The organism is Zooshikella ganghwensis DSM 15267, assembly GCF_000428585.1.
Taxonomy (GTDB): Bacteria; Pseudomonadota; Gammaproteobacteria; order Pseudomonadales; family Zooshikellaceae; genus Zooshikella; species Zooshikella ganghwensis.
This window is the reverse complement of the sequence record NZ_AUAF01000248.1, coordinates 1-4,219: the sequence shown is the minus strand read 5'-3', so window position 1 is coordinate 4,219 and position 4,219 is coordinate 1. Positions and strand designations below refer to the sequence as shown.

Below are 4,219 nucleotides of genomic sequence, written 5' to 3'. Positions count from 1 at the left end.
GAAGGATGTTGCATTAGCCTTGGGTTATCCAGAAGCAGCTAAAATGACACGGTTTTTAGATACTGACGAAAAAGCTCTCCACAGTGTGGCGACCCTTGGTGGAAACCAGGAATTATCTACTATCAATGAATCTGGTCTTTACTCGGCCATACTTAAAAGTCGTCGGCCTGAGGCGAAGAAGTTTAAGAAGTGGGTAACAAAGGATGTATTACCCTGCATTCGTAAAACAGGTAGTTATGGTGTTACTCAAATTGATTGGAATAATCCAACACAAATAGCTGGTTTTTTAGCGCAATCTCTCCAGCGGGTTCAGGAGCAGGATGAAGAAATTGCGATGTTAACACCGAAAGCACAATTTCATGATCAGGTTATTCAGTCAGAAGATTCGTTGACCATTGCTGAAGCGGCTAAGATATTGGATACAGGACGTAATCGTTTAATGCAGTTCTTACGTCATCATAGTTGGATCAATCGCTTTAATGAACCTTATCAAGCTAAGATTGAAAGTGGTGATATGGATTTAAAATTAAGTCAGTTTGATCATCCACGACAAGGCGTAAAAGATAGAATAACGCCATTAATCACAGGTAGAGGTTTAGTGAAACTGAAATGCATGCGTGCTGATTTTCATTAGTCTAAAAGACTTGAAGTACTCAATGTGGCCTTATGATGGAATGTTGGAGTTACAAGCTATAAGAGATTTAGATATAAGGTATATCAATTAAGCTGATGTTTTTCCCTCGCACAGAGTGCGAAGGAATGATAGACCTTGCTAGCTAAACTAAAAGGTTACATTTGACGCTCATTTTTTAAGTCATTGACTTCTTGTTTTAGTTCTTTAATGGCTTCAATCATTACAGGAATTAAGCCAACATAGTCCACTTGCAGATAACCACATTTATTTGATACCAGTTCAGGGAAGACAGCTTGAACATCTTGAGCAACAACACCAAGCTGTTCATTTTGTATTTTTGCTAACTTCTTAAATGTTGTTGTACATTTTTCTTGGTTATTTTCGGGTAAAGTTTGAATTAACGTCTTTTGCTCATCGCCCGCTGGAATATCGTAGTTATAGGATACACCATTAAGATTAGTTAGTTTTTCTAAACTGTTAGTAATGCTTAAGACGTTAGTTTTAAGGTTTAAGTCACTAAACCTAATGGGTTGTCGATGTATATCATAACTTATACATTTCCCACTAGCTTCATACTGTATACATTCTATTGACGCATTAGCATGATTTAATACTAATATTCCAATAATTAAGCTAAAAATGTGATTATTTTTCATTACATCATCCCTCGTAAAATTCCTTTTTTTAGAGTAATGGAAAATGCTGACCGTGTTATTTGATATGAATCAAATTGATTTTTAAATAGTAATTAATACAGCTTTATTTGCAGTTCTTGTTGCACCGCTGCTCCTTTATTAAGGTTTTTAGCGCTATTATTTGTTATTTTATTTTTAGTTATTTAACTACATGTTAAAAAGTGTTTATTTGGCCTGCCTATCTTGGACGAAAGCTTTACAATAATAAAAGATTATGGATAAAACTACTTACTTCATTGAGTTAAATGGTTGCGGGTCCTTATTAAGGTAATGCTAATTTTCGCTGGACATAGACTCGCGGTAAACGTAAAAATTTTCCCCACCTATGCGCCGCACCAGCAGTTAGCCTTAACCCCTTAAAAAACACTACTTTTGCCCAATTCCTTCTGAGGTGAATGCTCATGAATTCTGAGGCCTATGAAAAATGGTCGATCAGCCAAATGGCGTTGCTATTTGGTATGTGTCGTAAAACCATTTCGAAACGATTAGAACAGGCCGGTATTGAACCGGTTGATAAAGTCAAAGGTTATTCGGTGTATCCGTCAGATCAGGTTGGACCCGCTTTATTTGGACAGAACCAGCTGCCCGTGATTTCAGATCCTGACAAAATGCAACCCAAAGACCGTAAGGACTGGTATCAGTCCGAGATTCAACGTTTACAGCTAGAGCAACAGGAAGGCTTATTGTGCAAAGCCGAAGAAGTACGTCGCACGATGCATACCTTGGTACAACTGTTAGTTCAAGCACTGGAGACCTTACCGGATCATTTAGAACGTAACTGTGCCTTATCGCCGAGCACACTGACGTTTGTAGAAAATACCATTAACGAAGTCCGTGTCTCTCTTCACGAGCAGTTAATTCATGCATTTAAACCCCGATAAGTTATCCCATGAAGTCGCGGAAATTGTCACACCACCCAGTACCATTTCGGTTAGCGATGCTGTCAGGCAAACCTTACGCGTCCCGCAAAGTGGTGGTGGCAGTAGTCCATGGTCAGCGGAGATTACGCCCTATTTATTAGAACCCTTGGATTGTTTAAACAGTCGGGAATACACCGCCGTTATTTTTGTTGGTCCAGCGCGAACCGGTAAAACGTTGGCTTTTTTAGAGGGCTGGGTGAGTTATGTGATTGCCCATAACCCGGCGGATATGTTGATTGTGCAAATCTCGAAAGAGAAAGCCCAGGAGTTTTCCAAGAAACGATTGGATAGGGCCATTCGTCGAAGCCCGGAATTAGCCAAACGTATTTCCCCTCGGGTCCATGATAATAATATCCACGATAAAATTTTTCGGGCGGGTAATTATTTAAAAGTGGGCTGGCCGACGGTCAATATTTTATCCAGCTCTGACTATAAGTATGTCGCCTTAACAGACTATGATCGCTTGCCTTTGAATATCGACAGTGAGGGTGATCCGTTTACTTTAGCGAAAAAGCGTACGACAACGTTCTTATCCAGTGGTATGACCTTGGTTGAGTCTTCACCGGGTTGGAATATTAAAGATCCACGTTGGGAACCTTCCAGCCTACACGAAGCACCGCCCACGGAAGGTATTTTAAGCCTGTATAACCAAGGTGACCGGCGTCGTTTATATTGGCCTTGTCCCCATTGTCGGGAATGGTTTCAACCAGTGTTTGAAACGCTACATTGGGATAAACATGCTGATCCAGTAAAAGCCTCGGAAAGAGTGTATATGTTGTGTACTCAGTGCCGTGGCCGCATTGAACCGACACAAAAAGCCGATTTAAATCGCCAGTGTCGTTGGTTAGGCGAAGGACAACATATTACTTCAGACGGCGAAGTAACAGGGGAAAAACGACAATCGTTGTACGCGAGCTTTTGGATGGAAGGCCCCGCCGCGGGTTATCAAACCCGGCAGGGCTTGGTGTACAACTATATTCTCGCTGAACAGCATTATGAAAAAACCGGTAATCAAGAGAAGTTACAAAGAACTATTAACCTGGATATTGGTCGTGCCTATTTACCGATTACCAGTACCACTAACCGCACCGCTAAATCCTTAAAAGCACGAGCCGAACCTTTTATTAAGCGTAGGGTTCCCAATGGTGTTCGCTTTTTAACGGCAGCGATTGATGTGCAAGGTGGTGCTAAACGACGTTTTGTCGTGCAAGTCCAGGGCTGGGGAAAACACCTGGAAAGTTGGATTATTGATCGGTTTAATTTGCGTTATTCGCCGTTTCGAGTGAACGTGGAAACGGGGGAAGTATTAGCGATTCACCCTGGTGCTTATGCCGAAGACTGGGATGTGATCATTGATAAAGTCCTGCATAAACACTACGTATTGAATGACGGCTCTGGTCGGGTGATGGGCATTCAATTAGTCGCCTGTGATTCCGGTGGTGAGGAAGGTGTAACCGATAACGCTTACCAGTTTTATCGGCGTGTTAAAAAGTTAGGCTTACGTCATCGCTTTATGTTGATTAAAGGCGATTACCATACCCAACATACCAAAATGCGGGAAACCTACCCCAATAACCAAAATAACAGCCACAGCAAAGCCCGTATTTATGGGGATATTCCCCTACAGTTGTTAAATAGTAATGCCTTTAAGGACTGTCAACAGCAATTGAATTTTGACCCACTTTTCTGGTAATCCAGAAATTTAAAACTGACCCACCCTACGTTTGGTTTCGTTAATTGGTTATTGTTACGTTGGTATTCATTTCAGGTGTAATACCAGCCATCTTTTTTCCCCTTAATCGGTAACTATGGCCGCTAATTTGAACTATATGTGCGTGATGTAAAAGACGATCTAAAAGGGCTGCAGTGAGTGTTTGGTCATTGGCAAAGGCTCCTGACCATTGCGAGAAGGGTAAGTTGCTGGTCACGATGATACTGCCATATTCATAGCGTTTAGCGACCACATTGAA

General features: G+C 41.4%; 5 protein-coding genes. 3 read left to right on the top strand and 2 right to left on the bottom strand.

Features of this window, described 5'->3' with window-relative positions; translation table 11 throughout:
- The coding region (locus F607_RS31835) for a phage antirepressor KilAC domain-containing protein (RefSeq protein WP_051311828.1) at nt 1-634 on the top strand (634 nt) is incomplete at its 5' end.
- 155 nt (nt 635-789) lie between these two features.
- On the opposite strand, the gene F607_RS0125195 is transcribed toward F607_RS31835, so the two are convergent.
- Nucleotides 790-1,290, bottom strand: a complete 501-nt coding sequence (locus F607_RS0125195) for a tail fiber domain-containing protein (protein ID WP_027710235.1) — start codon at nt 1,288-1,290, stop codon at nt 790-792.
- 440 nt (nt 1,291-1,730) lie between these two features.
- Here F607_RS0125195 and F607_RS0125190 point away from each other — a divergent pair, with 440 nt between their 5' ends.
- Both F607_RS0125190 and F607_RS31830 read left to right on the top strand, forming a co-directional pair.
- Nucleotides 1,731-2,210: a DUF1441 family protein gene (locus F607_RS0125190; RefSeq protein ID WP_051311827.1), complete on the top strand. Its 480-nt coding sequence runs from the start codon at nt 1,731-1,733 to the stop codon at nt 2,208-2,210.
- Nucleotides 2,191-3,942, top strand: a complete 1,752-nt coding sequence (locus F607_RS31830) for a phage terminase large subunit family protein (protein ID WP_051311826.1) — start codon at nt 2,191-2,193, stop codon at nt 3,940-3,942. Before F607_RS0125190 ends, F607_RS31830 begins: the two co-directional genes overlap by 20 nt.
- A gap of 40 nt (nt 3,943-3,982) precedes the next feature.
- Here the strand turns inward: F607_RS31830 and F607_RS0125180 are convergent.
- Nucleotides 3,983-4,219, bottom strand: a 237-nt coding sequence (locus F607_RS0125180) for an ATP-binding protein (RefSeq protein ID WP_027710233.1), incomplete at its 5' end; no start/stop codon positions are given.

Bases quoted from the DNA above. Each gene is read 5' to 3' on its own strand.
- F607_RS0125195 (WP_027710235.1), bottom strand. From the start codon at position 1,290: ATGAAAAATAATCACATTTTTAGCTTAATTATTGGAATATTAGTATTA.
- F607_RS0125190 (WP_051311827.1), top strand. From the start codon at position 1,731: ATGAATTCTGAGGCCTATGAAAAATGGTCGATCAGCCAAATGGCGTTG.
- F607_RS31830 (WP_051311826.1), top strand. From the start codon at position 2,191: ATGCATTTAAACCCCGATAAGTTATCCCATGAAGTCGCGGAAATTGTC.